The sequence below is a fragment of the Cellulomonas sp. SLBN-39 genome, assembly GCF_006715865.1.
Taxonomy (GTDB): domain Bacteria; phylum Actinomycetota; class Actinomycetes; order Actinomycetales; family Cellulomonadaceae; genus Cellulomonas.
On sequence record NZ_VFOA01000001.1, the window covers coordinates 1,114,492 to 1,137,947 of the forward strand.

Sequence of the window (23,456 nt, forward strand, 5' to 3'; positions counted from 1 at the left end):
GCCCGCCCGGCGCCGCCCGAGCACCACCACCGAGAGGAGCTCCGCCATGCCCAGACCCGGCCCGACCCCGCCCGCACCGACCACGCCCGACCACCTCGCCGTGGACGTCCGCGGCCTGCGCAAGTCCTACGGCGACCAGACCGTGCTCGACGGCGTCGACCTCGCTGTCCGCGCCGGCACCGTCACCGCGCTGCTCGGCCCCAACGGCGCCGGCAAGACCACCACGGTGGGCATCCTGTCGACGCTCCTGACCGCCGACGGCGGCACGGCCCGCGTCGCGGGGCACGACGTGACGTCGGCACCGGAGGCGGTGCGCGCGTCGATCGGCGTCACCGGGCAGGCGTCGGCCGTCGACGACCTGCTCACGGGCACGGAGAACCTGCGCCTCATGGCGTCCCTGCACCACCTGGGCCGTCACGAGGGGCGCGCCCGCGCCGACGCGCTGCTCGACCGGTTCGGGCTCGCCGAGGCCGCCCGCAGGCCCGTCGCGACGTGGTCCGGCGGCATGCGCCGCAAGCTCGACCTGGCGATGACGCTCGTCGGGGAGCCCGCGGTGGTGTTCCTCGACGAGCCGACCACAGGCCTGGACCCGCGCAGCCGCCGCGCGCTGTGGGACGAGGTGCGGGCCCTCGTGGCCGCCGGCACGACGATCCTGCTGACCACGCAGTACCTCGAGGAGGCCGATCACCTGGCCGACCGCGTCGCCGTGCTCGACGGCGGGCGGGTCGTCGCCGAGGGCACCCCCGAGGAGCTGAAGCACGCCCACGACGCCGGGTCCCTCGACGACGTGTTCCTGCGCCTGACCGAGCCCACGACGACCACGACGGAGGTGGCCTGATGACCACGCTGACGACCGCCCCGACCGCCGGCGCCCGGCCGCTGGCCGACACCCTGACGATGCTGCGGCGCAACCTGCTGCGCGCGGTGCGCTACCCCGGGCTGACCGGGTTCACCGTCGGGGTGCCGATCGCCCTGCTGCTGCTGTTCGTCTTCGTGTTCGGCGGCGCGTTCGGCGCCGGCGTCGCACCGGGCGTCACCCCCGGCGCGGACGGGCGGGCCGCGTACCTCGACTACATCACCCCCGCGATCCTGCTGTTCGCGGTCGTCGGGGCCGCGCAGAGCGTGGCCATCACCGCCGCCATGGACGCCACCAGCGGGATCATGGCGCGCTTCAAGACCATGGCGATCTCGCCGGGCTCCGTGCTCGGCGGACCCGTGCTCGGCACCGCCGTGCAGGGGCTCGTCGCCTCGGTGCTGGTGCTCGGCGTGGCGGTCGCGCTCGGGTTCCGGCCCACGCCCACGCCGCTCGGCTGGGTCGGGCTGGTCGCCCTGACGCTCGTGCTCACCGCCGCGCTGAGCTGGCTCTGCGTCGCGCTGGGCCTGGCCGCCCCGTCGGTCGAGACCGCGTCGAACACGCCCATGCTGCTGACGGCGCTGCCGTTCCTCGGCAGCGGCTTCGTGCCGGTCGAGACCATGCCGACGGGCGTGCGGTGGTTCGCCGAGCACCAGCCGTTCACGCCGATCATCGAGACCGTCCGGGCGCTGCTCGCCGGCACGACGCCGGGCGCGTCGACCGCCGTGCAGGCCGTGGTGTGGACCGTCGTCATCGGGGTGCTCGGCCACGCCTGGTCGCGCGCGCTGTACCGCCGCGAGCGCCGCTGACGCAGCGCCCGCTACGGCGTCTGCTCCGGCTCCGGCGCGACCTCGGGCACCGGCGCCGGGGCCGGGGCGCCCTTCACGCCGGCCGCGGCGGCGGACACGCGGGCCGTCAGGGTCTCCAGCGGGCCCCGGCCGACCAGCACGGCCCAGACGCTCGCGGCCAGGGCCAGCGCCCCGGCCATGAGCAGCCAGTACAGGTTCGGGCGCTGGGCCACGGCCGTCTCGCCGAGCGTGGCCACGAGCACGACGTGCAGCGAGTACGCGGTCAGCGGCATCGAGCCCAGCGCCGCGACGGGCAGGAGCACCCAGCGCAGCGGACGCCCGACGAGCAGGCACAGACCCAGCACCGCGAGCGCGAACCCGGCCGACCCGACGACCTCGGGCGTGCCGCCGCTGTGCGGGGACACGGACAGGGCCTGGGTCGCGGCCGACGCGAGGAGGGCGGGCACGTCCGGTCCGGCGTCCTCGCCCTCGTCGTCGAGCGAACCCTCGTCGACCAGGCCGTCGTCCGTCATGGCGCCCGGCGGGTAGCAGGAGACCCACTCGTCCTCCCAGACGTCGCAGTCGAGGCCGGTGAGGTCGACGTCCTCGCCGGGCACCGTCGTCGAGGTGGAGGACGAGGACCAGGAGGAGGAGGACGAGGACGACGAGCCGCCACCGGTCACGCCGGAGGCGAGGGATCCGGCGCCGAACCCGACGACCGCGAGGACCACCCCGACGCCGACGAGGCCGGCCGCGACGCGCGACGACCGCAGGTCGAGCCGGCCGACGGCCATGCCGAGCATCATGAGCGCGAGCCACACGGTGGCGGGGTAGACGCCCATGAGGACGAGGTCGGTGCCGGGCCCGGAGCCGAGGGCCACGGACTGCACCAGCGCGAGCGTCACGGGCCCGAGCAGCGCGAGGCCCGCGGCGACGAGCAGCAGGCGCCGCTGCGACCAGCGGACGAGCGGGATCGCGGCGACGAACAGCACGCCGTAGAGGGTGAGGATCACCGCGACGGGGCCGGAGACGAGCTCGACGAGGAGGCCGATGACGAAGATCGCGGCTCCGCGGCCGAGGAGCTGGAGCCGGACGGTGCGGACGCGGTCGGCGTCGGCGTCGCGCACGCCGCGGGTGAGCAGGGCCAGCGAGACGCCCGCGACGACGGCGAACAGCAGCGAGGAGCGTCCGTGCACGACGCCGCCCCAGGTGCTCGGGTCGGACCAGACCAGCTCGGGCACGTCGCCGACGTGCGCGCCGATCATGCCGATGACCGCGAGGCCGCGGGCGACGTCGAGGCCGACGACGCGCGGCGGGCGGCCGAAGCCCACGAGGCGGTCGCGCACGCCGTCGCGACGACGGTGCACGGGCGGGACGGCGGCGGTCGGCAGGCCGGGCGCGAGGGCTGTCACGTGCGGGACGCTAGCGGCACGGGGCCGGCCGCCACCTCGCCCACCAGGAGGAGTGGTCGTCCACCCCCGGGTGGACGACCACGGCGTCACCCTCCTGCCCGGCGGGCGAGGGTGCCCATGAGCCGGACGACGGCACGCCGGGGCAGGAACCGGGCGGCGTGGGCGAGCGGGGCGCCGTTGGTGATGACCGAGGGGCGGCGTGCGCCCTTGTCGAGGGTGGCGAGGGCCTTGGCCACCACGTCCTGCGGGAGGATGCGCCGGGTGCCGAAGTCGGCGGACTGGCTGCCGGCGACGTCGAAGAACTCGGTCTTCATCGCCCCGGGGGCGATCGCCAGGACGCGCAGCCCCGTGCCGCGCGCCTCTTCCCAGAGCGACTCCGTCAGGCTCAGGACGAAGGCCTTCGACGCGCCGTAGGTGCTGAGGTACGGGGTCGGGACGAACCCGAGCAGGCTGGCGACGTTGACCAGGATCCCGTCACCCTGCTGCACGAAGGTGTCGAAGTAGGCGTGGCTGAGGTCGACGAGGGCGGCGACGTTGAGGGCCAGGAGCTGCTGGAGACGCTCGGGGTCCTCGGCGCCGAAGGGGTTGTGGGTGCCGAACCCGGCGTTGTTGACCAGGCCGGTGGCGACGATGCCGCGGGCCTCGAGCTCGGCACGCAGCGCGCGCCCGGCGTCGGGGCGGTCGAGCTCGCGGGCGAGGACCGTGACGGCGACGCCGTGGCGGGTGCGGAGCTCGTCGGCGAGGGCGGCGAGGCGGTCCTCGCGGCGGGCGACGAGCACGAGGGCGGCTCCGCGGGCGGCGAGCGCGCGGGCGAACTCGGCACCGAGCCCGGCGCTGGCCCCGGTGACGACGACGGTCTGACGGGTGTAGTCGATGGCGTTCATGCCGTGCACTATAGGCACCTCGTTGCACGCAGTGCACATTGCTTCACCCGGAGCATCGATCTACGGTGGTCGCATGCCCCCGAGCGCCACCCCGATCCGCCAGCAGACCCGCGCCGTGGTGCGGTCGCTCCTCGCCCAGACCGCCATGCGCCTGTTCGCCGAGCGGGGCTACGACCGCACCACCGTCGAGGACGTCGCCGCCGCCGCGGGCGTGTCACGCCGGACCCTGTTCAACTACTTCCGCACCAAGGAGGACCTGGCCCTCAGCAGCCTGTCCGAGCAGGGCGAGGCCATCGCCGACCGCTTCGCCGAGCGCCCCGCCGACGAGGACCTGTGGGAGTCGTTCGGGCACGCGTTCGCCGTGCTCGACGAGATCCCCACCACCCGCGAGAACCGGCTCGAGCTGCTCGACCTGCTGTTCGGCCACGAGGCGCTGCGCGCCGGGTTCGCCGAGAAGGGCGCGCGGTGGACGGACCTCCTGGCCCCCCTGGTGGCCGCCCGGATGCCCGCGTCGCCGACCCGTGACTTCGAGGCGCGCGCCGTCGCGGCGACGGCCGTCAGCTGCCTGCAGATCTCGACCGAGGAGTGGCTGCGGCAGCGGGGCGCGACCGCGCCGCCGGTGCTGTTCGACCAGGCGGTCGCCGCCGTCAGGGGCCGGCAGCGGGGCGCTGGGGCGTGAGTCGCAGCGCCGCGGGCGCGGTGCGGGGCACAGCGGGTCGCCGGGGCGCGACCGGCTCGACCCGGCGGTAGGGGGCCCCGGGCGCGGGGCGCGGGTCGGGCTCGCCGGCGTTCGGCCACAGCGCGCAGGCGCGCTCGGCGAGGGCGGTGATGGTCAGCGACGGGTTGACGCCGGGGTTGGCGGGGACGGTCGAGCCGTCCATGACGTGCAGCCCCGGGTACCCGAACACTCGGTGGTAGGGGTCGACGACGCCGCGGTCGGGGGTGGCGGCGAGGACGCAGCCGCCGAGGAAGTGCGCGGTCATGGGCACGTCGACGACGTCGCCGAGGCTGCTCATGGCGGTGCCGTCGAGGTGCGCGGCCATCCGCCGGTAGGCGGCGTCGGCCTGCGGGATCCAGGTGGGGTTCGGCTCCCCCTCGCCCGGGGCGGAGGTGAGCCGCCACCCGCCGAGCAGGGTGCGGCGCGGGCGGACCGTGAGCGACCCGTCGCCGGTCTGCATGACCAGGCCGATCATGCCGCGCTGCGACCAGGACCCGATGCCCACCAGGCCCGACGCGGCCCGCAGCGGGTGCCGCAGCAGCTGGCCCACCCAGCGCACGGGCCGTGGCACACGACCGCCGCCCTCGGTCAGCAGGGTGGCGAGCAGGCCCATGAGGTTGGACCCGCGCCCGTAGCGCACCGGCTCGAGGTGCGTGCGCTCGTCGAGCCAGACCGAGGAGGTGATGGCGACCCCCTGGTGCAGGGACGGGTGCCGCCGCCAGCCGCGCAGCCGGCGGACGGCCCCGCCGAGGGACTCGGAGTTGGTGCGGGTCAGGTGCCCCAGCCGGTCGGACAGTCCCGGCAGGGTGCCGTCGGCGCGGAGCCGGTGCAGCAGCGCCTGCGTGCCCCACGCGCCCGCCGCGACGACGACCTGGTCGGCCACGATCGTGGTGCCCGGCCCGCGCCGCCCCCTCGGCCCCGGGGTCGGGACGGTGCCGACGACCCAGCGGCCGTCCGCGCGCGGGCGCAGGGTGCGGACCGTGGTGTCGGGGACGATGCGCGCACCGGCGTGCTCGGCGAGCCACAGGTAGTTGGTCTCCAGGGTGTTCTTGGCGCCGTGCCGGCACCCGGTCATGCACTCCCCGCACTGCGTGCACCCGCGCCGCTGCGGCCCCGCGCCGCCGAAGAACGGGTCCGGCACCGCCTCCCCCGGCGCCCCGAACACCACGCCGACCGGCGCCCGCCGGTACGTCCCCTCGACGCCGAGGTCGCGCGCGACGGCCCGGACCACGTCGTCCGCGGGCGTCGTCGTGGGGTTCTCGACGACGCCGAGCATCCGCCGTGCCTGGTCGTACGCCGGCGTGAGCTCCGCACGCCAGTCCGTGACGCCCGCCCACTGCGGGTCGGTGAAGAACGCGTCGCCCTGCGGCTCGTACAGCGTGTTCGCGTACACCAGCGACCCGCCGCCGACGCCCGCACCGGCGAGCACCACGACGTCCGGCAGCACGTGGATCCGCTGGATCCCCCGGCACCCCAGCCGTGGCGCCCACAGGAACCGGCGCACGTCCCACGACGTGCGCGGCAGCGTCTGCGCCGTGAACCGGCGCCCGGCCTCCAGGACCGTGACGCGGTACCCCTTCTCCGTCAGGCGCAGCGCCGCGACCGACCCGCCGAACCCCGACCCGACCACCACCACGTGCGGCCGCGCGTCCTGCCCGCTCGTCACGCCCACCTCCGGCCCCGTCGCCGCCGACCACCCGGCCGGTCCCGCGATCGTAGGCGCAGCCCGTCCTCGTCGCGTCCAGCTCACCTGTGGCTGGAGGACGCCACTGGCAAGGACGCCGTGGTGTCGCCTATTGTCTACAGCTAGGTTTATCTGCATACAAGGAGCGACGAGAGGACGCGTCTGTGCACCGGATCGCAGCGCTACCCACGCATCCCTTCACCCTGGAGGACGCGTCAGCCGCCGGGATCAGCGCACGCACCGTCCAACGGCTGGCAACCGCGGGCCTCCTCGTCCGGCTCGGACGCGGCCTCTACCAACGACCTGAGACGGACGTCGACGACACCGACCTCTGCACCGCCGCGACCCGAGCCCCGGACGCGACGCTCTGCCTGACGTCTGCACTCGTCCACCACGGCCTCGTCGACGACATCCCGGCACGCATCGACCTTGCGCTCCCGCGGGGTGCGCGCCGCCCCGCAGGCCCTCCCACGGTCCAGTGGCACCTGTTCGACGCCAAGACCTTCACCGTCGGACGCACGTCGCTGGAGATCGACGGAACGCGCACGAGCGTCGGCCTGTACTCCGCCGAACGGTCGATCGTCGATGCCTTCCGGCTGCGCGACGTCGTCGGGTACGAGACAGGGATCGAGGCGCTGCGCACCTGGCTCCGCCGCCGCGGGAGCGCACCGGCCGCACTGCTGAGCATCGCCCGCACCCTGCCCCGTGCGCAGGGGCCACTACGAGAGGCGCTGAACTACCTCGCATGAGACCAGGACAGACGCACTCCGCGCTGAAGCGCGTGGCCACCGAGCAGCAGCGCCCTTTCGGCGAGATCGTCACGCTGTACGCACTTGAGCGGTTCCTTGCGCGCCTGACCCAGACGCGCCATCGCGACGACTTCGTGCTGAAGGGCGGCGTGCTGCTCGCTGCGTACGGGCTCAGACGCCCCACCCGTGACATCGACGCCCAGCTCGTCGACCAGGCTCTCGACGAGGCGCACCTGCTGACCGTCGTACGGGTCGCGCCGACGTGCCGGCCGAGGACGCACTCGTGCTGCACGTCGAGGACGCCTGGGTCGAGCAGATCCGAGACGAGGACGAGTACACGGGCCTCCGCGTGCACGTCCCGGCTCACGTGCACACGTTCGACGTGAAGACCTTCAAGATCGACGTGTCCACAGGCGACCCGATCACCCCGGGCGTCGAGAACGTCGACATGCCGACGATCCTCGGCGGGCAGGCGCTGACCGTGCGCGCCCACCCGCTGCCGACCGTCGTCGCCGAGAAGACCGTCACCATGCTGCAACGGGGGGTCTCCAGCACGCGCTGGCGCGACCTCATGGACGTGGTGCCCCTCGCCCGGGCTCGCCCGTTCTCCGCGGGCGAGGTCGCGGCCGCAGCGGCCGCGACGGCACTGCACCGCGGCGTCACGCTCGAGCCGCTCGCGCCCCACCTCATCGGGTATGGCGCGCTCGGGCAGCGCAAGTGGAGCGCGTGGCGGCAGAGGTGGCAGCTGGAGGACAGGACCGAGCCCGCGCTCGACGACCAGGCCGCACTGGTGGTCGCGTTCGTCGACCCGATCTACTCCGGCCAGGTGCCCAGTGACGCGCGCTGGAGCCCCGACGACGACCTGTGGCGCGATCACTGACGCGCGCGTCCGATCAGCGGCACCACCACCCGTCTCCTACGGTGCAGGGATGACTGCTGAGCAGATGACCTTCGAGACGACCATCGGCGTGCAGGTCAAGGGCGAGACCTGGAGCTGCGTCGAGATCCCGGGGTCCGCGGACTTCTTCGGGACGGGCAGGACCGTCCGCGTCGACGCGACCGTGGACGACGTCACCCTGGAGAACGTCGGCGCGATGGTCACCGGCACGGGCGGGCACATGGTGTCGCTCAGCGCCAAGGTCCGCAAGCAGCTCGGCAAGGACGTCGGCGACCCCGTGCACGTCACGATCACCGCCCGGACGCGCCCCCCAAACAGTTGATGCACCGCAACCTCGGTGACATACTTTTTATCTAAGAGATCCTCAGGTGCAAAGTATGTAGGCGAGGGATGATGGGGCGTCAACGGGTCGGGCCGAGCAGGGCCGTGGTCGAGGCCCTCCGGCTGCTGGGTACGCAGATCCGGCAGGCACGCATCGCCCGCGAGTGGACGCGCGAGGAGCTGGCCGACCGGATCGGGGTCTCCGCGCCGACGCTCGCACGGATCGAGGACGGCTACCCCGGGGTCTCGGCCGGCAACCTCCTGATGGCGGCCGCGGCGACCGGGGTCCCGCTGTACGGGACCGACGACCCCGACGAGCTCGCTCGCATGCGCCGTCGCGGCGAGGAACGCCTCGCCCTGCTGCCCCGCGCCGTGCGGCACCGCGCTGACGAGGACGCCGATGTCGACCTCGACTTCTGACGTCGCCTACGTGTGGGTGTGGCTCCCGGGGCAGACGGAGCCCGTGCCGGCGGGCGTGCTCCGGCGCCGCGGTACGCGCTACGTGTTCCAGTACGGCCGCCGGTACCTCGAGCGGCCCGACGCGATCAGCCTGTACACCCCCACGCTGCCTCTGCGGCCCGGCTGGATCGAGCCGCCCGACGACTGGGTCGTCGCCCCGAACCTCCGCGATGCGGCACCGGACGCCTGGGGGCGCCGCGTGATCCTCGACCGGATCGCGGGCGACCGGGGCCGCGACGCCGACGTCGACCAGCTGGACGAGCTGACGTACATGCTGGAGTCGGGGTCCAACCGCATCGGCGGCATCGACTTCCAGCCGACACCCACGGCGTACGTCGCCCGGGACGACGTCGCGCAGCTCGACGAGCTCTACGACGCGGCAACCGCGCTGGAGGAGGGGCGACCGCTCAGCGACGCCCTGCGACGCGCCCTGGAGTCCGGCACCGCGATCGGCGGCGCACGCCCGAAGGCCTACCTCCGCGACGGCGGCCGCGAGCTGATCGCGAAGTTCGCCTCCAGCACCGACGTGCTCCCCATGGTCCAGGCCGAGGCTGCGGCGATCGTCATGGCCGGAGCGGCCGGCATCGACGTCCCTGCTGCCCGGGTCGTCCGGTCCCGGGGCAGGTACGCGCTCGTGATGGACCGCTTCGACCGCCCCGAGACCGGTGGACGCCGCATCGTGATCAGCGCCATGACGATGGTCGGGGCGGGCGAGACGCTCGTCCCCGACGGCTCCTACCCGGACATCCTCGACGCCCTGCGCTCCCACGGCGCCGACGGGTCCGCCGCCGAGCAGCTGTTCCGCCGCATCGCCTTCAGCATCGCCATCACCAACACCGACGACCACCTGCGCAACCACGCCGCGTTCTGGGACGGCCGCACCCTCGCCCTGACCCCCGCGTACGACCTGAGCCCGTCGAGCCGCTCCGGGGACAGCGCCAGCCTCACCCTCGCGTACGACCGCGACGGAGGTCGTCGCGCCGACCTCGCGGGACTCGCCCGCGCGGCGCACGTGTACGGCCTCTCGACGCCTCGCGCGCGCGAGGTCATCGACGAGGTCGTCGAGGCCGTGCACGACTCGTGGCCGCGCGCGGCCGACCACGCCGAGCTCACCCGGGCGCAGCAGGACCGGCTCTGGGGCACCCAGTTCCTGCACCGCTCGATCTTCTACGACTACGGCAAGCACCTCGTCGACCACCCGGACGGCCCGACGGTCCGGATCGGGATCACGAGCAGCCACGGAAGCTGAGAGAGCCCCGAGCGCGATCGGCCTAGACCGGTGCCGGGGCGGCGAGGGGTCGGGGCCCGTCTGCCCAGCGGAACCGGTCGACCAGCGCGGCGGCCCCGGGTACCCGGACGAGCGCCGCGAGCACGCCGTACCCGACCACGCCGCCGAGGACGTTGAGCACCAGGTCGTTCAGGTCGGCGATGTGCCCGCCGCCCAGCGCGTGGGCCGTGACGTACTGGGTGGCCTCGATGCCCAGGCTGATGGACGCAGCGACCAGCACCGTGCGCCGCCACGAGGGGCGGGCGGTCAGCAGCGGCACCAGCATCCCCAGCGGCACGAACACCGCGACGTTGATCAGCGCGTCGTCCAGCTGGTACCCGGCGAGCGGCGCGAGGGCCAGGTGGCTCGTCCAGCCGCCGTGGCGCGCCGGCTTGTCCAGGAAGATCGGGAAGACGGTGTTCGCCACGATCCCGGCGGCGTACACCCCCAGCGTCAGCGCGACCGCGGCGCGCGGTGCCGTGAGCCGCCCGCGCCGGGCCAGCGGCACGAGAGCCACGGCGACGACCAGCACGGCCAGGGGGACGACGACGGGCAGGACGGGGACCTGACGGAACACGGGGGACGGACCTCTCGGGCGCGGGCGCGGCAGCGCGCCGGCATGATCCGGCGACAGGCCACCGTCGCACCGACCGGCGGGTCGGGGCATCGCCCCGTGGACGGACGGAGCCGTCCGCCGTGTCCGGCCGTCGGATGACGGCCGGCCGCGTCAGCTGCCCTCGGAGCGGCCCTGACGCCAGTAGCCCATGAACGCGACGGCCTTGCGGTCGACGCCGCAGTCGCGGACGAGGTGGCGGCGCAGGGTCTTGATGACGCCGGCCTCGCCGGCGAGCCAGGCGTACAGGTGGGCCTCGTCGGCCAGCGGGGTGTGGGTGGTGTAGTCCACCGGGACCTCCCACAGCAGGCCGTTGTCGACGTCGACGTCCTCGAGGTCGACGTCGACCGCCGGGGCCTGGCCGGGCAGGAGGCGCGCGCAGGCGGCCTGGACGGCGGGCACGAGGAGCTCGCCGTGGGGGCGGCCGTCGCGGCCGTACCAGCGGACCGTGACACCCGCGGGGGCGCCGAGGTCGATGCGGTCGAGCGAGGACGGCATCTCGATGAGGACCTCGCCGCGGGCGTCGGCGGGCAGGCGCTCGACGATGCCGGAGATCGCCGGGAGGGCGGTCTCGTCGCCGGCGATGAGGAGGCGGTCGGTGCGGGCCGGGGGGACGAAGTCGACGCCGCCGTGCGGGCCGTCCCACTCGGCGTTCGGGCCGAGGATCACGAGGTCGTCGCCGAGGCGGCACGCGGACGCCCACGCGGAGGCCGGGCCGGTGTCGCCGTGCAGGACGACGTCGACGTCGAGCTCGCGCACCACGTGCCGGACGCCACGGGCGGTGTACGTGCGGATGGGGTGTCGGCGGTCGTCGGGCAGCTCGCGGTAGCGGCCGTACCAGTCGGCGGTCGAACCCAGGCCGAGAAGGTCCGTGTAGGGCGCGTCCTGGAGCGGCAGGAAGAACTTGATCCGCTGGTCGAACCCGTTGTCGGCGAACAGGTGCAGGTCGTCGCCCGTGAAGGTGAGCCGCACGACGCTGGGGCACAGCTGACGCATGGCCGCGACGCGGACGTGGAACATCCGGAACGGCAGCGTGGTGGGGGCCTCGACGGCGACGGTGGCAGTCACGGCGTCAGCATAAGGTGAGGCTTACCTGATGCCGCAACCCCTGGTGACCTGGTTCACGTCACGAGCGTGCTGGTTCAGCGCTCGACCGTCACTGTCGCATCGTCCTCGGCCGGCTCGACGCGGACTGCTGCGGGCCCGTCCGACGCCTCGTCGGGGACGACACCACCACCTCGAACGCACCGTCGTCCTGGGCGTCGGCGACCGCGAGGTCGACGGTGGTCGAGCCCTGCACCCAGACGACCGTGACCCGGTCTTGGCCGACGTCCGTGGGCTGCGGGACGGGCGTGCCGTCGGCGATGCCAGGGTTGTCGAGGCACTGCGTGACGTAGCCCTCGCCTGTGACGGTCAGGCTGTCGCCGGGAGCAACCGTCTCCGGGGACGCCGTGACCCGGGGTGCCGCGCACGACGACTCCACCGCGGCACCGGCGACGGGTGCGCAGCCCGCGAGCGCGAGCGCCGCCACCGCCACGACGGACCTGGCAGGACGCGGCACGGGCGCTCCCTTCATCGACGTCCGCCCCAGGGTCCCACGCGCCTCACGGCGCAGCGGATCCCGCCCCGGCGCGGGGTCAACCGACGGCGCCGGTGCCGAAGGCGAGGCCGAGGGCGTAGGTGGCCGCGGCGGCGCCGTAGCCGATGGCGAGCTGGCGCAGGGCGCGACGCACGGGCGAGGCGCCCGAGAGCAGACCCACGACCGATCCGGTCGCGAGCAGCGCGAGGCCGACGAGGCCCGCGGACCACAGCACCGCGGTCAGCCCCTCGGCGCCCAGGAGGTACGGGACGACGGGGATCGCGGCACCCGTGGCGAAGAAGCAGAAGCTCGCACCGGCGGCGCCCCAGGCGGTGCCGACGGACTCGTGCTCGTCGACCACGGGGGCCACGGCCGCGTCCGGGTCGAGGACCGGCGCCGGGGTCGAGCCCGGCAGCGGCGTCGACGTGCGCAGCAGCGACCCCGTGACGCCCTGCTGCGCCTCCCACTGCGCGAGCGACGTCAGCACCACGTCCGCGCGTGCCTGCGCGTCGGGGGCGGGCATGCCGCGGGCCCGGTAGACGAGGGCGAGCTCGTTGGCGTCGACGTCCAGGTGCGCCAGCGCCGCGGCCGCGGTCGCCGCGGGGCGGGACGCCTCGAGCAGCTCGCGCTGGCTGCGCACCGAGACGTACTCCCCCGCGCCCATCGACAGCGCCCCGGCGAGCAGGCCCGCCAGGCCCGTGAGCAGCACCGTGCCGGTGCCGACGCCGGACGCGCCGATGCCCAGCACCAGCGCGAGGTTGCTGACGAGACCGTCGTTGGCGCCGAACACCGCGGCCCGGAACGTGCCCGAGATCTGCTGCCGGCCGCGCATGGCCAGGCCGCGCACGACCTCCTCGTGGATCTGCTCGTCGGCGACCATGCGGGGTGTCGCCTCGGCGTCCGTCGCGTACGACGAGCGGGCCTCGGCCCGCTGCGCGAGGGCGAGCACCCACACCGAGCCGAACCGGCGCGCGAACGCCCCGAGCGTGCGCGAGCGCCACCCCGCGCGCAGCGGCCGGCCCACGTCGTCGCCGAGCAGCTCGAGCCAGTGCGCCTCGTGCCGGGCCTCTGCCGCCGCGAGCGCGAGCAGGATCTCCCGCTCCTCGCCGGTGCGGCGGGCGGCCAGGTCGCGGTAGACGGCGGCCTCGGCGCGCTCGTCGGCGAGGTTGCGCCGCCAGCGCCGCAGCTCCGCACGGCTCGGTCCGGTCATCGAGGCAGCCCGGCCGTCAGGCCGACGGCGCGGCGGCGCGGAGCTTGTCGAGCAGGGGGCCCGCGGCCTCGTCGAGGAAGCGCTGCTGGCCCTCGTCGCCGACCTGCACGAGCGCGACGTCGGTGAAGCCCGCCTCCCAGTAGGCGCTGACGGCCTCGACGATGCCGTCCAGGTCGGGGCCGCACGGGATGGACTCCGCGACGTCCTCGGGGCGGACGAACTGGCTGGCCGCGTCGAAGGCCTCGGTGGTGGGCAGGTCGGCGTTGACGCGCCAGCCGCCGCCGAACCAGCGGAACTGCTCGTGGGCGCGGGCGACGGCGCGCTCGCGGTCCGGGTCCCAGCTGATGGGGATCTGGCCGACCTTGCGCGAGCGGGGGCCGCCGACGCCGGCGGCGTTGCGGACCTCGTCCCACTGCTCGACGAGGTCGGCCTCGGGCTGGACGGCCACGAGGTGGTCGGCGAGCGGCGCGAACCGCTCGACGGACTGGCCGCCGGAGACGGCGACGCCGATCTCGACGCGCTCCTCGGGCAGGTCCCAGACCTTGGCGGAGTCGACACGGAAGTGCACGCCCTGCCAGGTCAGGCGCTCGCCGGCGAGCAGCGCGCGGATGATCTCCAGGGACTCCTCGAGCATGTCGTGCCGCTCGCCGACGGCGGGCCAGCGCTCGCCGACGACGTGCTCGTTGAGGTTCTCGCCCGAGCCGAGGCCGAGGGTGAAGCGGTTGTCGGACAGCAGGCCGAGGGTCGCGGCCTTCTGCGCGACGACGACGGGGTGGTACCGGACGGTCGGGCAGGTCACGTACGTCATGAGGTCGAGGCGCTCGGTGGCCTGCGCGACGGCGCCCAGCAGCGACCACGCGTACGAGGCGTGCCCCTGCTCGTCGAGCCACGGGAAGTAGTGGTCGGAGGAGACGGCGAAGTCGAAGCCCAGTCGGTCGGCGGCCTGCGCGTAGCGGACCAGCTCGCGCGGGCCGGACTGCTCGGTCATCAGGGTGTAGCCGAAACGCGTCATGCCCCGACGATGGCCCGGACGGCGGCCGTCGGCATCTCGAACGGGCGGGCGCGCCCCGCGGTCAGTCGTGCGCCCACGCCTCCGCGACGGTCGTCACGGGCCCCCCGGTGCGCGCCGACTCCTCGACGGCCAGGCCGAGCAGGTGGTCCTGGCAGCCGTCGGCCAGCGGGTACGGGGCGGGGGCGTCGCCGCGGACCCACGCGCCCGTGCCGTCGAGCAGGTGCGCGACCGCGAGGTCGTCGTCGGCGAGGCGCGCACCGACGAAGGGGTTGCGGTAGAGCACGCGCCCGTCGAACGACACGTGCTCGAGGTCGAACCCGTCGAGGTCCTGCTCGATCCCGGACTGGCGGCGCACCAGGGGCGACGTCAGCCAGGTGCGCTCGTCGACCCAGCGGGTGACGGTGTCGTCGACGATCTCGCCGTGGGAGCCGCGCACGACGATCCGGTTGGTGCGCAGCGGGTTGTGCCACTGGTTGTCGGTGAAGTCGTAGAGGACGTGCCGCCCGTCGCCCAGGTCGATCGTCGCGAGGATCGTGCGGGCCGGCTGCGGGGCGGTCGCCCCCGTGCGGGCGTCGCGGCCCACGGGGTCGACGAGCGGTGCGGTGAACGCGCGCGCGTGGACGGTCGCGGGCCCGCGCCCGGCACCGAGGAGCCGGCGGGCCAGGCCGACCGCGTGGTACAGGTGCGTGGAGGAGACCTGCACGCTGGTGGGCTCGCCGATGACGCCGTCGGCGACGAGCGCACGACGCGCCTGGTGGGCGGGCATGAACGGCGAGTGCTCGGCGACCTGCACGAGCCCCGCCGACCCGACGTCGGCCCACAGGTCGCGCAGGCCCTCGACGTCGGGCGCGGGCGGGGTCTCGGCGAGCACGGGCACGGACGCGTCCACGAGCTCGCGGACGACGTCGGGCGTCACGGGCCAGGGCGTCGCCGTCACGACCAGCTCGGGGCGGTCCGGCGAGCGACCCGCACCCGGCAGGTCCCCGGTGACGAGCTCGGTGACGGTGCGCACCGTCGGCACGCCCCACGCGGCCTCGACCTGGGCGCCGCGCTCGGCGGTGCGCGTCACGACGCCCGTGCACGTGAACCGCTCGGGCATCAGGCGGGCCATCCGGACGAAGAACTCCGCGCGCCAGCCGGAGCCGACGACACCGAACCGGACCGGGGTGGGTGCAGGCATCGACCGTCCTCGTCGTCGAGCGGGGCGTGGACCACGACCCTAAGCCCGCACCCGGCCCCGCGGCCCGTCAGCGGACGGGTGCGTCCTCCTGCTCCCGGTCGCCGGCGCCGCCGTCGGCGACCAGCTGCCACAGCGGCCCGAGGACGCCCCACGCGACCATGACGACCGTGGCCCGCCCCGCCCACCCGAGCAGCACCTCGCGCTGGTCGGGGGCCGTCGCGACCAGCATGAGCACCCCCAGGAGGCCGCAGGCCACGGCCCAGGCCAGCACGACCCGGCCCCACAGCCACCACTCGTGGCGCAGCCGCGCGGTGCCGCGCGCGGGCGGGCGCGGCGGGCGGGGCCCGTCGAAGAACCGGTACGCCACCCACCCGTCGACCTTCTCGACCGTCCACCGCCCGAACGCGACCGTGTACCCGAGGTACAGCGCGGCCAGGCCGTGCGTCCACGTGGGCTCGCTGCCGCGCAGCAGGTCGCCGACCGTGGCGACGAGCAGCACCACCTCGATCGCCGGCTCGCACAGCAGCAGCACGGTCGACAGGCGCCGCCGCCCGAGCACGTACCGCGCGAGCACCGCCGCGACCAGGAACACCCAGAAGGCGACCTCGCAGGCCACCACGAGCGCGGCCACCGGGTTGTCGCGCACCCACTCGATCATCGTCATGGCGCCACCGTCGCGCAGCCCGCGCGGCGCCCGCGTCCGGCGGACGGACCGGCCTGCCTGTCACGGACCGGTCCGTCCCGACGAGGACGTCTCCTCCGTCCGGAGGAGAGCACCCGGCCACGGGTCTGCTGTCATGGAGCCGTGCTCGTCGCCCAGGGTCGCCGCGCCGCGCTCGCCGTGAGCCGGTGGTGGTCGGCGCGCGCCTCGGGCGCCACCGACCGGGCGGACGCGCTCGGGCTGCTCGCGCTCGGGCTGGCGCTGCTCGCGCTCGACGTCGGCGGGGTCGGCCCGACGAGCCCCGTGCTCGACGTGCCCGCACCCCGGGCCTGGCAGGGGGCGCTGCTGCTCGCGGCGACGCTGCTGCTGGCGTCGAAGCGCCGGCGCCCGGTCGCCGTGCTCGTCGCCGTGGCGGTGCTGGGCGTGGTCGACGCCCTGCTCGGCGGCGGGCTCGGGATGTACCTCGTGCTGTTCGACGCGCTGTTCGCGGTGGCCGTGCACGCGTCGGCCCGCGCACGACGGTGCACGCAGGGCGTGGTCGGCGCCGGGGTGCTGGCCGGGGCCGTCGCCGCCGTCGTCGCGGGCCTGACGGCACGGGACGTGGTCCAGGTCGTCCTCGTGCTGGTCGCGATGTTCCTCACGCCGTTCTGGTGGGGCGGCGACGTGCGGCGCACCGCGGAGCTGGCCCGCTCGGAGGCACGCCGCGCCGACCTCGAGCGCGAGCGCGCCGACCTCGCACGTGCGCACGCCGACGACGCCGCCCGGATCGCGGCGCTCGACCGCGCGACGGCCGTCCAGGACGAGCGGGCCGGCATGGCGCGCGACCTGCACGACGCCGTCGCGGGCCACCTGGCCGCGGTGGCCATCCACGCGGAGGCGGCCCTGGCCCGCCCCGCGGACCCTGCGCAGGACCGGACCGCGCTCCGGGCCGTGCGCGCCGGGGCGCTCGACGCCCTCACCGAGATGCGCGCGATGATCCTGGTGCTGCGCGCCGGCGCAGGGGTCGACGCCCTGCCGGCTCCGCCCGGCCTGGACCAGGTCGGCGCGCTCGACGTCGACCTGGGAGGCACCACGCTGCCCACCGTCTCGGCCGCCGTCGGTCAGACCGCCTACCGCATCGCCCAGGAGGCCGTCACGAACGCGCACAAGCACGGGTCCGGTCGTCCGGTCCTGACCGCCCGGACGTCCGGCGGCACGCTGCACCTGGAGGTCCGCAACGCCGTCCCCGTGCCGGTCGGTGGGCGCCGCGACCCGGCACGCGACCTCCCGTCGTCCGCGTCCGGCCTGGCGTCGATGCGCGAGCGCGCCGCGGTGCTGGGCGGCGGCGTCACCGCCGGCACCGAGGAGGGCACCTGGGTCGTGCGGGCGCGGCTCCCGCTCGACCCCGCCCCCGCGACCGGTGAGGTGCCGTCGTGACCGCGCCGGTCCGGGTGCTGCTCGCGGACGACCACGGCGCCGTCCGCGCCGGTCTGCGCCTCATGCTGGAGCAGTCCGGCGTCCTGGAGGTGGTCGGCGAGGCCGGGGACGGGGACGTCGCCGTCCGTCAGGCGCGCGCCCTGCGCCCGGACGTCGTGCTCATGGACGTGCGCATGCCCGGCACCGACGGCGTCACCGCCACCGCCACGATCGTCGCCGAGGGCCTCGCCGACGTGGTCGCGCTGACGACGTTCGACCTCGACGAGTACGTCGTCGGCATGGTGCGCGCCGGGGCGGCGGGGTTCCTGCTGAAGTCCGTCGGTGCGGCCGAGCTCGTGGACGCCGTCCGCCGCGTCGCCGCCGGCGAAGGGGTGCTCGCCCCCGAGGTCACGCGCCGCCTGCTCGACGCCGTCGCGGGACGCGGCGGCCTCGTCCCCGCCGCGCAGGCGGCCGTGACCGAGGAGGACCCGCGCCTGGCGGTGCTCACCGCCAGGGAGCGGGACGTGCTGGGTGGCCTGGGCGAGGGCCTGTCGAACGCGGAGCTGGCCGACCGCCTCGGCGTCTCGCCGACGACCGTGAAGTCGCACGTCAGCCACGTGCTGGCCAAGCTGGGCGTGCGGTCCCGGCTCCAGGCGGGCGTGCTCGCGCGCGACCTGCTGCCCTGAGCGGGGACCGTCCGCCGGACCCGGGGTGGCGCCGCCTGTCGCGGGCGGGCCGGTCCGGGTCCGGCGGCGGGAGCGACCTCAGGCGAGGATCGCTCGGACCGCGTCGACGAGGGGGGTCGTCGGGCGGCCGATCAGGGTGCGCAGGGTGTCGGTGGCGTCGGCGAGGTCGCCGCGGGCGATGTCGGCGTCGAGCGTGATGACGAAGCCGACCGTGCCCTCGTCGAGGCCGACGGAGCGCAGGATCTGCGCGTGCTCGTCGGTGCTCACGGCGCGGTACGTGACGGGCCGGCCGAGGACCTCGGCCGCGGCGGCGGCGAGCTCGTGGTGGGTCCACGCGACGTCGCCGGACAGCTCGTAGGCCTGGCCGGCGTGGCCGGTGCCCGTGAGGACGGCGACGGCGCCGGCCGCGTAGTCGGCGCGCGTGGCGGAGGCGACGCGGCCCTCGCCCACCGACGCGACGATCTCGCCGGTCGCGGCGGCCTGCTGGAGGGCCTGGGCGTAGTTCTCGGTGTACCAGTTGTTGCGGAGCACGGTCACGGGCAGGCCGGACGCGGCGAGCAGCTCCTCGGTGGCCTTGTGCTCGGGCGCGAGCACGAGGTCGGACGTGTCGGCGTGGGCGGCGCTGGTGTAGACGAGGTGCTGGACACCCGCGGCGACGGCGGCGTCGATGACGACGCGGTGCTGGGCGAGCCGCTGGCCGACCTCGCTGCTGGAGACGAGGAGCACCTTCTCGGCGCCCGCGAGCGCGGCCGCGACCGTGGCGGGGTCGGTGTAGTCGAGCGTGACGACGCGCACGCCGCGGGCGGCGAGGTCGGCGAGCCGGTCGGTGGAGCGGCCGCCTGCGACGACGTCGGCGGGGGCGACGCCTGCGTCGAGCAGGCCCTCGACGACGAGACGGCCGAGCTGGCCGGTGGCTCCGGTGACGACGATCGACATGGGGTGCTCCTCGGTGGTTCTGCCGGTGCGGACCACCCGCACCGTCACGGGTCAGAACGTGGGGTGCGGCGTAGGCTTTCCCGATCGACGGTGCCCACTTCCTGGTTGGGTACGCACCTGGAGGTGAGCATGGAGGTCACGACGATGCCGCCGCGCGCCGATGTGGCGACGGTCACATCCACGCGCCCGGTGGCCGGGGCTCCGGGTCCGGACGGCGGTGCGCCCACGCCCACGGCGCTGCAGCAGATGCTGGCCACCCACCACCTGCCGGCGGCGTGCCCGAGCCGGGTGGTGCTCGACCACGTGACCAGCCGGTGGGGCGTGCTCGTGATCGTCGCGCTCTCGCACGGCGGGATGCGCTGGGGCGAGCTGCGACGGACCGTCGAGGGCGTCAGCGAGAAGATGCTCGCGCAGACGCTACGGACCCTGGAGGCGGACGGGTTCGTGGACCGCACCGTGGCCGCGACCGTGCCGCCGCGCGTGGACTACGCGCTCACGCCGCTCGGCCACGAGCTGGCCGCGCACCTGCTGCCGCTCATGGGCTGGATCGTGGACCACGCGGACGCGATCGTCGCCGGCCGCGCCACCGGCACCCGCCCGGGCACCGCCCCCTGACACCGCGCCCGGCACCGCACTCGACGGGCGGGACGGGCGTCCAGCGGGTAGGAAAGTGCGGCATGGTGCGCGTCGGTCTCCACTCCTCCCACGAGCAGGTCCATCCCTCGGCCCTGCTCTCCACCGTCCAGCTCGCCGAGCAGCGTGGCTTCGACGCCGCGATGTGCTCGGACCACTGGGCCCCCTGGTCGGCCACGCAGGGGCACTCCGGGTTCGCCTGGACGTGGCTCGGTGCGGCGATGGCGACGACGTCGCTGCCGTTCGGGGTCGTCAACGCCCCCGGGCAGCGGTACCACCCGGCGATCATCGCCCAGGCGGCGGCGACGCTGGCCGCGATGCACCCGGGGCGGTTCTGGGTCGCGCTCGGCTCGGGCGAGAACATGAACGAGCACATCACCGGCGACGGGTGGCCCGCCAAGCACGTGCGTGACGCCCGGCTCGTGGAGTGCGTCGAGATCATCCGGGCGCTGCTGGCCGGCGAGGAGGTCACCTACGAGGGCCTCGTGCGCGTGGACCGCGCCAAGCTGTGGACGCTGCCGGACGTCGCGCCGCTGCTGATCGGTCCCGCGGTCACCGCGACGACCGCGGCGGCGCACGCGCGCTGGGCGGACGGGCTGGTCACGGTCAACCAGGACCCGGCCGCGCTGCGGGCCGTGGTCGACGCGTACCGGGACGCGGGCGGGCGGGGCGAGATCGCGCTGCAGGTGCACGTGGCGTACGCGCCGGACCCCGACGAGGCGTTCCGGATCGCGCGCGAGCAGTGGGCGGGCAACGCGGTGGGACCGCCGGTGGCGTGGGACCTGGACACCCCGGAGGCGTTCGACCAGATCGCGCCGAAGGTGTCCGAGGACGTGATCCGCTCGTCGGTGCTGGTCGACCACGAGCCGGCGCGGCTGGCCGAGCGCGTCGCCGCGCTGGTGGAGATCGGCTTCGACGCGGTGTACCTGCACCAGGTCGTCACGGACGTCGTGCCGTCGGACGAGAAGCACCCCGACGCGGCCCCGACGAGCACGCCCCGTTCGGCGTCGCTCGAGGCGTTCGTGGACGTCGCCGCGGAGCACCTGCTGCCCGTGCTGCGGGAGGTGCGCGCGTGAGGATCCGCGACACCGGCGACCTGTGGTGGAAGAACGCGGTCGTGTACTGCCTGGACGTCGAGACGTACATGGACTGGGACGACGACGGGGTCGGCGACCTGCCGGGCCTCGTGCAGCGCATCGACCACCTCGCCGAGCTCGGCGTGACGTGCCTGTGGCTGATGCCGTTCTACCCGACGGCCGACAAGGACGACGGGTACGACATCACCGACTACTACGGCGTCGACCCGCGCCTGGGCGACGCCGGCGACCTCGTCGAGCTGATCCGCACCGCGAAGGACCGCGGGATCCGGGTCATCGCGGACCTCGTCGTCAACCACACGTCCGACAAGCACCCGTGGTTCCGCTCGGCCCGCCGCTCGAAGGACTCCCCGTACCGCGACTGGTACGTGTGGCGGGAGGACCCGCCGCCGGACACGAAGGACGAGGTCGTCTTCCCCGACAAGGAGGACGGCATCTGGACGTACGACGAGCAGGCGGGCGCCTGGTACCGGCACCGGTTCTACCGGCACCAGCCGGACCTGAACACCGCCAACCCGAAGGTCCGGGACGCGGTCGTCAAGATGGTCGGCTACTGGGCGGAGCTGGGGCTGTCGGGGTTCCGGGTCGACGCCGTGCCGTTCTTCCTCGCCGACGTCGCCGACGACCCCGACGACGCGATCGAGCACCCGCACGAGTTCCTGCAGGACCTGCGGGCGTTCCTGTCCCGCCGGGTCGGGGACTCGATCCTCATGGGCGAGGTCAACCTGCCCTACGACGAGCAGCGGCTGTTCTTCGGCGACCACGACCACGACGGCGACCACGAGGGCGAGGAGCTGAACCTGCAGTTCGACTTCGTCCTCATGCAGCAGATGTACCTGGCGCTGGCCCGCCAGGACGCCGGCCCGGTCGCCGCGACGCTGGCCGCGCGGCCGGCGATCCCCCGCGACGCGCAGTGGGCGACGTTCGTGCGCAACCACGACGAGCTCACGCTCGACAAGCTCACCGACGACGAGCGCGCCGAGGTGTTCGCCGCGTTCGGCCCCGACGAGGACCACCAGCTGTACGGGCGGGGCCTGCGCCGCCGGCTGCCGCCGATGCTCGACGGCGACCCGCGGCGGGTGCGGATGGTCTACTCCCTGCTCTTCGCGCTGCCCGGCACCCCGGTGCTGTTCTACGGCGAGGAGATCGGCATGGGCGAGAACCTCGCCGCCGAGGGCCGCCTCGCGGTGCGCACCCCCATGCAGTGGACCGCGGGCAAGAACGGCGGGTTCTCCGCCGCGGCGCCGTCCCGGCTGTCCGGGCCCGTCGTCGAGGGCGCCTACGGACCCGCGCACGTCAACGTGTCCGACCAGCGGCGCGACCCCGCGTCGCTGCTGTCGTTCGTGCAGCTGCTGGCCCGCCGGTACCGCGAGTGCCCCGAGCTGGGGTGGACCGAGCGCGCCGAGATCCTCGACCAGCCGCACGCGTCCGTGCTCGCGCACCGATCGACCTGGCAGGACGCGTCGACGGTGCTGCTGCACAACCTGGGCCCCGAGTCGGTGACCGTCCCGCTGCACCTGCCCGACACCGACGAGCGGTGCCGCCTCGTGGACCTGCTGCAGGACGACGAGCACCACCCCGACGCCCACGGCCGCCTCGACGTCGAGCTCGACGGGTACGGGTACCGCTGGCTGCGGGTCGTGCACCCGGACTCCCGCCGCCTGCTCTGACCCACCCGGTATCTCCTCGGCAGGTGGGCGCTCCTCCTGCCGAGGGGATACCACCAGGGGGACGGAGGGCCGGGCATGGACGCCGCAGACGTCCTGGTCGTCGACGACGCGACGCTCGCACGCAGCTGCCTCGTCGAGGTCGTGCGCGGCTCGCCGTGCGTGGGCACCGTGCGCGCGTGCGCGCCCCGCCCCGACCCGCTCGCCGCCGGCCTGCCGGACCTGCTCGTCGTGCGGCCCGCCGCGGACCCGCTCGCCGCGCGGCGCCTGCTCGCCCTGTGGGCCGGGGCTCCGCTCGTCCTGCTCGTCGACGACGCCGTCGACGAGCCCGGTGCCACCGCCCGACCGACCGACGGGCCGTGGGTGCGCGTGCTCGGCACGCACGCCGACGCGGACGACCTGCGCGCCGCCGTGTGCGCCGCGCTCGGGCACCGCAGCGCTCCGGCGGTGGCGCCCACCCACCTGACGCCCCGCGAGCGCGAGGTCATGCGCCTGCTCGGCGACGGCCTGACGAACCGGGAGATCGCCCGCCTGCTCGTGCTGGAGGAGCGGACGGTGAAGAACCACGTGCACAACCTGCTGCGCAAGCTCGGGGTGCGGCACCGCGGCGAGGCCGCCGCACTCCTCGACGGCGCCGCCGTGCCGCCCGTCGCGCACCTGCACGCGGTCGCGCACCACCGCTGAGGCGGTCCTTTTCTGGTCCTTTTTCGGGCCCGGTCTGGGCCTGCCGGCCCGGGTGGCGGCGTCCCTAGCG

General features: G+C 75.0%; 27 protein-coding genes. 15 read left to right on the forward strand and 12 right to left on the reverse strand.

Annotated features, from left to right (window positions below; genetic code table 11):
- The first annotated feature begins 46 nt into the window (after positions 1–46).
- Positions 47–838 (forward strand): ABC transporter ATP-binding protein, encoded by a 792-nt coding sequence (locus FBY24_RS05045; RefSeq protein WP_142158620.1) that lies wholly within the window; start codon positions 47–49, stop codon positions 836–838.
- Complete coding sequence (locus FBY24_RS05050) at positions 838–1,662, forward strand: ABC transporter permease (RefSeq protein ID WP_142158622.1); 825 nt, start codon at positions 838–840, stop codon at positions 1,660–1,662. Before FBY24_RS05045 ends, FBY24_RS05050 begins: the two co-directional genes overlap by 1 nt.
- A gap of 11 nt (positions 1,663–1,673) precedes the next feature.
- Here FBY24_RS05050 and FBY24_RS05055 read toward each other — a convergent pair whose 3' ends face one another.
- Both FBY24_RS05055 and FBY24_RS05060 read right to left on the reverse strand, forming a co-directional pair.
- Complete coding sequence (locus FBY24_RS05055) at positions 1,674–3,053, reverse strand: heparan-alpha-glucosaminide N-acetyltransferase domain-containing protein (protein WP_255432229.1); 1,380 nt, start codon at positions 3,051–3,053, stop codon at positions 1,674–1,676.
- Between the two features lie 86 nt (positions 3,054–3,139).
- Positions 3,140–3,937: an SDR family oxidoreductase gene (locus tag FBY24_RS05060; protein WP_142158624.1), complete on the reverse strand. Its 798-nt coding sequence runs from the start codon at positions 3,935–3,937 to the stop codon at positions 3,140–3,142.
- A 73-nt stretch (positions 3,938–4,010) separates the two neighbouring features.
- On the opposite strand from FBY24_RS05060, the gene FBY24_RS05065 reads away from it, so the two are divergent.
- Complete coding sequence (locus tag FBY24_RS05065; RefSeq protein WP_160158432.1) at positions 4,011–4,616, forward strand: TetR/AcrR family transcriptional regulator; 606 nt, start codon at positions 4,011–4,013, stop codon at positions 4,614–4,616.
- Here the strand turns inward: FBY24_RS05065 and FBY24_RS05070 are convergent.
- Positions 4,585–6,321, reverse strand: a complete 1,737-nt coding sequence (locus FBY24_RS05070; protein WP_142158628.1) for a GMC family oxidoreductase — start codon at positions 6,319–6,321, stop codon at positions 4,585–4,587. The genes FBY24_RS05065 and FBY24_RS05070 overlap by 32 nt on opposite strands.
- A 182-nt stretch (positions 6,322–6,503) precedes the next feature.
- Between FBY24_RS05070 and FBY24_RS05075 the strand changes: the two genes are divergently transcribed.
- Positions 6,504–7,088, forward strand: a complete 585-nt coding sequence (locus FBY24_RS05075; RefSeq protein WP_222117203.1) for a type IV toxin-antitoxin system AbiEi family antitoxin domain-containing protein — start codon at positions 6,504–6,506, stop codon at positions 7,086–7,088.
- Here FBY24_RS05075 and FBY24_RS19380 read toward each other — a convergent pair.
- Entirely contained in the window at positions 7,076–7,321 is a 246-nt protein-coding gene (locus tag FBY24_RS19380; RefSeq protein ID WP_255432230.1) for a hypothetical protein, read from the reverse strand. The genes FBY24_RS05075 and FBY24_RS19380 overlap by 13 nt on opposite strands.
- Here FBY24_RS19380 and FBY24_RS19750 point away from each other — a divergent pair.
- From FBY24_RS19750 to FBY24_RS05100, 5 genes are all read left to right on the forward strand, one after another.
- Positions 7,238–7,474: a hypothetical protein gene (locus FBY24_RS19750; RefSeq protein WP_370511022.1), complete on the forward strand. Its 237-nt coding sequence runs from the start codon at positions 7,238–7,240 to the stop codon at positions 7,472–7,474. The two genes, FBY24_RS19380 and FBY24_RS19750, sit on opposite strands and share 84 nt — an antisense overlap.
- Positions 7,372–7,968, forward strand: a complete 597-nt coding sequence (locus FBY24_RS05085; protein ID WP_160158434.1) for a nucleotidyl transferase AbiEii/AbiGii toxin family protein — start codon at positions 7,372–7,374, stop codon at positions 7,966–7,968. Before FBY24_RS19750 ends, FBY24_RS05085 begins: the two co-directional genes overlap by 103 nt.
- A 49-nt stretch (positions 7,969–8,017) precedes the next feature.
- Complete coding sequence (locus FBY24_RS05090) at positions 8,018–8,308, forward strand: DUF1905 domain-containing protein (RefSeq protein WP_142158636.1); 291 nt, start codon at positions 8,018–8,020, stop codon at positions 8,306–8,308.
- A 104-nt stretch (positions 8,309–8,412) separates the two neighbouring features.
- Positions 8,413–8,727, forward strand: coding sequence for a helix-turn-helix domain-containing protein (locus FBY24_RS05095; protein WP_222117204.1), 315 nt, complete (start codon positions 8,413–8,415; stop codon positions 8,725–8,727).
- Positions 8,708–10,015 (forward strand): type II toxin-antitoxin system HipA family toxin, encoded by a 1,308-nt coding sequence (locus FBY24_RS05100; RefSeq protein ID WP_142158640.1) that lies wholly within the window; start codon positions 8,708–8,710, stop codon positions 10,013–10,015. Before FBY24_RS05095 ends, FBY24_RS05100 begins: the two co-directional genes overlap by 20 nt.
- A 22-nt stretch (positions 10,016–10,037) precedes the next feature.
- Here the strand turns inward: FBY24_RS05100 and FBY24_RS05105 are convergent, their stop codons facing one another.
- The 7 genes from FBY24_RS05105 to FBY24_RS05135 all read right to left on the reverse strand — a co-directional run bounded on the left by FBY24_RS05105 (position 10,038) and on the right by FBY24_RS05135 (position 16,291).
- A complete protein-coding gene (locus FBY24_RS05105) occupies positions 10,038–10,610 on the reverse strand; it encodes a VanZ family protein (RefSeq protein ID WP_142158642.1) in 573 nt (190 codons plus the stop codon).
- A gap of 150 nt (positions 10,611–10,760) precedes the next feature.
- Positions 10,761–11,666, reverse strand: coding sequence for a siderophore-interacting protein (locus FBY24_RS05110; RefSeq protein WP_142163190.1), 906 nt, complete (start codon positions 11,664–11,666; stop codon positions 10,761–10,763).
- A gap of 136 nt (positions 11,667–11,802) precedes the next feature.
- Positions 11,803–12,207, reverse strand: a complete 405-nt coding sequence (locus tag FBY24_RS05115) for a hypothetical protein (protein ID WP_142158644.1) — start codon at positions 12,205–12,207, stop codon at positions 11,803–11,805.
- A 76-nt stretch (positions 12,208–12,283) separates the two neighbouring features.
- Complete coding sequence (locus FBY24_RS05120; protein WP_142158646.1) at positions 12,284–13,435, reverse strand: VIT1/CCC1 transporter family protein; 1,152 nt, start codon at positions 13,433–13,435, stop codon at positions 12,284–12,286.
- A gap of 16 nt (positions 13,436–13,451) precedes the next feature.
- Positions 13,452–14,447, reverse strand: coding sequence for a TIGR03557 family F420-dependent LLM class oxidoreductase (locus FBY24_RS05125; RefSeq protein ID WP_142158648.1), 996 nt, complete (start codon positions 14,445–14,447; stop codon positions 13,452–13,454).
- A gap of 61 nt (positions 14,448–14,508) precedes the next feature.
- Positions 14,509–15,627, reverse strand: a complete 1,119-nt coding sequence (locus FBY24_RS05130; protein ID WP_142158650.1) for a Gfo/Idh/MocA family protein — start codon at positions 15,625–15,627, stop codon at positions 14,509–14,511.
- A gap of 67 nt (positions 15,628–15,694) precedes the next feature.
- Positions 15,695–16,291: a hypothetical protein gene (locus FBY24_RS05135; RefSeq protein ID WP_255432231.1), complete on the reverse strand. Its 597-nt coding sequence runs from the start codon at positions 16,289–16,291 to the stop codon at positions 15,695–15,697.
- A 141-nt stretch (positions 16,292–16,432) separates the two neighbouring features.
- Between FBY24_RS05135 and FBY24_RS05140 the strand changes: the two genes are divergently transcribed.
- Complete coding sequence (locus FBY24_RS05140; RefSeq protein WP_142158652.1) at positions 16,433–17,704, forward strand: sensor histidine kinase; 1,272 nt, start codon at positions 16,433–16,435, stop codon at positions 17,702–17,704.
- Positions 17,701–18,369 carry a response regulator transcription factor gene (locus FBY24_RS05145; RefSeq protein ID WP_142158654.1) on the forward strand — a complete coding sequence of 223 codons (669 nt, stop codon included), beginning with the start codon at positions 17,701–17,703 and terminating at the stop codon, positions 18,367–18,369. The genes FBY24_RS05140 and FBY24_RS05145 overlap by 4 nt, the downstream gene beginning before the upstream one ends.
- A gap of 78 nt (positions 18,370–18,447) precedes the next feature.
- Here the strand turns inward: FBY24_RS05145 and FBY24_RS05150 are convergent, their stop codons facing one another.
- Entirely contained in the window at positions 18,448–19,305 is an 858-nt protein-coding gene (locus tag FBY24_RS05150; protein ID WP_142158655.1) for an SDR family oxidoreductase, read from the reverse strand.
- A gap of 246 nt (positions 19,306–19,551) precedes the next feature.
- On the opposite strand from FBY24_RS05150, the gene FBY24_RS05155 reads away from it, so the two are divergent.
- The 4 genes from FBY24_RS05155 to FBY24_RS05170 all read left to right on the forward strand — a co-directional run bounded on the left by FBY24_RS05155 (position 19,552) and on the right by FBY24_RS05170 (position 23,386).
- On the forward strand, positions 19,552–19,920 hold the full coding sequence (locus FBY24_RS05155; RefSeq protein ID WP_142163194.1) for a helix-turn-helix domain-containing protein: 369 nt from the start codon (positions 19,552–19,554) through the stop codon (positions 19,918–19,920).
- Between the two features lie 62 nt (positions 19,921–19,982).
- On the forward strand, positions 19,983–21,014 hold the full coding sequence (locus FBY24_RS05160) for a TIGR03885 family FMN-dependent LLM class oxidoreductase (protein WP_142158656.1): 1,032 nt from the start codon (positions 19,983–19,985) through the stop codon (positions 21,012–21,014).
- The gene (locus FBY24_RS05165) at positions 21,011–22,705 is read left to right on the forward strand and encodes an alpha-amylase family protein (RefSeq protein ID WP_142158657.1); all 1,695 of its coding nucleotides are present in this window, start codon (positions 21,011–21,013) and stop codon (positions 22,703–22,705) included. The genes FBY24_RS05160 and FBY24_RS05165 overlap by 4 nt, the downstream gene beginning before the upstream one ends.
- Positions 22,706–22,780: 75 nt before the next feature.
- Positions 22,781–23,386, forward strand: coding sequence for a response regulator transcription factor (locus FBY24_RS05170; RefSeq protein ID WP_142158659.1), 606 nt, complete (start codon positions 22,781–22,783; stop codon positions 23,384–23,386).
- Positions 23,387–23,456 lie beyond the last annotated feature (70 nt).